This window comes from Sulfitobacter sp. HI0040, from assembly GCF_001634885.1.
Classification (GTDB): domain Bacteria; phylum Pseudomonadota; class Alphaproteobacteria; order Rhodobacterales; family Rhodobacteraceae; genus Sulfitobacter.
In genome coordinates this window covers 1-3,770 of record NZ_LWEX01000125.1, presented here as the reverse complement: position 1 = coordinate 3,770, position 3,770 = coordinate 1, and the positions used below count along the sequence as shown (strand labels likewise).

Sequence of the window (3,770 nt, the reverse complement as noted above, 5' to 3'; positions counted from 1 at the left end):
GCGCGGCGACGCGACCATCGCCGCGACGCAGATGGAGTTCTTCGCGGGCCTCGTGACCGAGATGAAGGGCGACACCATCCCGATGGGCCCCAACCGGGTGAACTTGACCCTGCGCGAGCCGATGGGCGTCGTCGCCCGCATCCTCGCCTTCAACCACCCGTTCATGTTCTGTGGCGGCAAGATGGCTGCGCCGCTGGCCGCGGGCAACGCGGTCATCATCAAGCCGCCGGTACAGGCGCCGCTCTCGGCGCTGCGGCTCGCGGAACTTGTGGACGGTCTGCTGCCCGCCGGTGTCTTCAGCGTGCTGCCCGGCGGGACCGAGGCGGGCGCCGCACTGGCCAGCCACAAGGACGTGGCCAAGGTCACGCTGATCGGGTCCGTGGGCGCGGGGCAGGCGGTGATGCGCAGCGCCAGCGCCACCGTGAAACCCGTGCTTCTGGAGTTGGGTGGCAAAAACGCCCTTATCGCCTATCCCGACAGCGACCCCGCAAAGGTGGCCGATGCCATCGTGGCGGGCATGAATTTCGGTTGGTGCGGTCAATCCTGCGGCTCAACCAGCCGGGCATTCCTGCACGACGACCTGCACGACGCGGTGGTGGAGCGGTTGGCGGATGCCGTGGAGCGCTATCGCCCCGGCCTGCCCACGGACCCCGAAACGACAATGGGCGCGCTGGTGTCGAGGGGCCATTTCGACCGGGTGATGTCCTATGTCGACAGCGGCAAGGCCGAAGGCGCGCGCGTGGTCGCGGGCGGGCACGCGGTCATCGACGGCGATCTGGCCAAGGGCAATTTCATCGCGCCGACGATATTCGCCGACGTAACGCCCGACATGCGCATCGCCCGAGAGGAAATCTTCGGCCCCGTGCTGGCCGTGCGCCGCTGGTCGGACGAGAAGGACATGCTGGCCGAGGTCAACGGGCTGGACGTGGGCCTGACCTGCGCGATCTGGACCCGCGACCTTGCCACCGCCCACCGCGCCGCGGGCCGGGTCGAGGCCGGGTTCGTCTGGATCAACGAGGTCGGACGCCATTTCCTGGGCGCGCCCTTCGGCGGGGTCAAGCAGTCTGGCATCGGCCGCGAGGAGGGCATCGGCGAATTGCTGTCCTTCACCCATGAAAAGAACGTCCACATCAACCTGTCCGGCCAATGAGCCGGGCGACAGGAAAGGCGACGAGAATGCGCGACGACCTGGACCGGCCTGTGACCTGTAACGTCACCAAGCTCTATGGTAGCGACGCCATCGGCCGAATGCTGCGGCACCTGGAAGTGCCGTTTGTCGCGCTGAATCCGGGGTCGAGCTTTCGCGGGCTGCATGACAGCCTGGTGAACGACTTGGGCAACCGAGACCCGCAGATGTTGTTGTGCCTGCACGAGGAACACGCGGTCGCTATCGCGCATGGCTGGGCCAAGGTGACGGGCACGCCGCTGGCAGTGATCCTGCACGCAAACGTGGGTCTGATGCACGCGGCGATGGCGCTCTACAATGCGTGGTGCGACCGGGTGCCGATGCTGGTCTATGGCGCGACGGGGCCGGTCGATGCCGACAAGCGGCGACCCTGGATAGACTGGCTGCACACCTCGCGCGACCAGGCGGCCATCGTGCGACCTTACGTGAAATGGGACGATCAGCCCGCATCGCTGACCGCATCTCTGACGTCGATGCAGCGCGCCGCCACGATCACGCAAACCGCGCCCAAGGCGCCCACCTATGTCTGTTTCGACGTGACCGTGCAGGAGCAGGAGATCGACGCGCTCCCCGCCTTGCCGGATGCCGCGAAGCACCCGGTGCCGCAGCTGCCGCAGGTGGCCGCGGCAGACGCCGATCGCATCTTGGGGATGCTGCGCGACGCGGAACGGCCCGTCTTCCTCATGGGTCGGGTGTCGCGCGGTGGCGCTGACTGGGACCGTCGTGTCGCGCTGGCCGAGGCTTTCGGGGCCCGTGTCGTGACCGACATCAAGACCGCCGCCGCCTTCCCGACGAAACACCCATTGCACGCGGGCGCGCCCAGCTACTTCCTGTCGTCCGACGCGTCAAAAGTCATCGCCGGGGCGGATTTGCTGGTCTCGTTCGATTGGGTAGATCCGGCGGGAACCATGCGGCAGGCGGGAGTACATACCGCCGCCACGAAGATCGTGAACGTGACACTGGAGCCCCTATTGCAGAACGGTTGGTCACTGGACCACCAGGCGCAACCGCAAAGTGACATGTCGCTGCTGGCCGATCCCGACGCGGTGATCGCGGCGCTGTGCAAGGCCGCCGGCATAGCGGGGCAGGGGGAAACCGTGCTGCCCGCCCCGGTGGCGGCGTTCGATGCGGCGGCGCATACCGGGCCCGTCACCATCGACACGCTGGCCGATCACCTGGGCGCGCGGCTGGCGGGGCTCGACGCCACGCTGATGCGCCTGACGCTCAGCTGGAATGGCGACAAGTGCGATTTCCGCGGCCCGCTGGATTATCTGGGCTATGATGGGGGCGCGGGCATCGGCTCGGGGCCCGGCATGGCGGTGGGATCGGCGCTGGCGCTGCAGGGAGCGGACCGGCTGCCAGTAGCAGTGCTGGGCGATGGCGATTTCTTGATGGGGGCGACGGCAATCTGGACGGCGGCGCACCATTCGGTGCCGATGCTGATCGTGGTGGCCAACAACCGGTCCTATTTCAACGACGAGGTGCACCAGGAGCGGGTGGCGCGGATGCGCGATCGGCCCGTTGAGAACAAGCATGTGGGCCAGGCGATCACCGGGCCCGACATTGACATCGCGGCCATGGCCCGCGCGCAGGGCGCTACGGCATTCGGCCCGGTCGAGGGGCACAAAGCGCTGGACGACCTGCTATCGCAGGCGCTTGATCGGGTGGCAGTTGGCGACACGGTGGTGGTCGACGTTCGCATCGCCCAAGGTTATAGTGCAGCGATGACAGAGGGCATGACGCAGGAGTGATGCCCGCCCAATTCAGGGCACGCGTCCGTCAACCGGACTCTGTCTTGTTATAGGTCAAGGCGCCCGGCCACGCGACGTGGTGGCGTCTGGATGGAACATCGACTGGGCCGGGGACGGATATTTGGACGGACAAGAAAATCGCGACGGACTGCAACCCGGCAACGAGGTCTATCAGGATGAACGCCTGGCGCGTCTAATCAGGCTTGCCGCGCGGTCCTTCAACCGGTCTTTGCAGTTGCGGCTAACGACTGAGGGAGTGACTTTCGGCCAGTGGATTTTCCTGAGAATTCTGTGGACCCATGACGGGCTTTCGCAGCGAGAGCTGAGCGAAAAGGCCCACCTGACCGAGCCCACGGCCCACACCGCCTTGATCCGCATGGAAGAGCTGGGATTCATCGAACGCCGCCGCGTGGGCCCCAACAAGCGTCGTCAGCACGCCTTCCTGACCGAAAAGGGCCGCGACCTGCGCGACCGGCTGGAGCCCCTTGCGATCGAGACCAACGACATTGCGGTGGACGGTCTGACCGAAGACGAGGTCGCATTGCTGCGCCGGGCGCTGAGCACAGTGATCCGCAACCTCGAAAGCGACGAGGAACGCGCGGCCGCTGCGGGCCACCGCGTTCCAGCCACCCGCTCGCACGGCTGAGGCGGAGACGTCGGGGCGACGTCTCCGTGATTCCCGCGAGTCCCGCAGGTCCTGATACTTCCCGAATTGCCGAAAAATTGCGGGGATTGGTGCCGTGCGTCCCTATCCGGCCAAACCATAAACTAAGATATCTAATTTATTGACTACAGCGATGCATTTCTCTACCAAGATAGAAGTCTAAGTTTTT

At 65.9% G+C, this 3,770-nt stretch carries 3 protein-coding genes; all 3 read left to right on the top strand.

Going from position 1 to position 3,770, the window contains the following annotated elements; all coding sequences use genetic code 11:
* The coding region (locus A3728_RS09130; RefSeq protein ID WP_067922469.1) for an aldehyde dehydrogenase family protein at positions 1-1,150 on the top strand (1,150 nt) is incomplete at its 5' end.
* 26 nt (positions 1,151-1,176) lie between these two features.
* Positions 1,177-2,937 carry a thiamine pyrophosphate-binding protein gene (locus tag A3728_RS09125; protein WP_067922466.1) on the top strand — a complete coding sequence of 587 codons (1,761 nt, stop codon included), beginning with the start codon at positions 1,177-1,179 and terminating at the stop codon, positions 2,935-2,937.
* Between the two features lie 121 nt (positions 2,938-3,058).
* Positions 3,059-3,583: a MarR family winged helix-turn-helix transcriptional regulator gene (locus A3728_RS09120; protein ID WP_236628177.1), complete on the top strand. Its 525-nt coding sequence runs from the start codon at positions 3,059-3,061 to the stop codon at positions 3,581-3,583.
* Positions 3,584-3,770: the final 187 nt, after the last annotated feature.

Bases quoted from the DNA above. Each gene is read 5' to 3' on its own strand.
- A3728_RS09125 (WP_067922466.1), top strand. From the start codon at position 1,177: ATGCGCGACGACCTGGACCGGCCTGTGACCTGTAACGTCACCAAGCTC.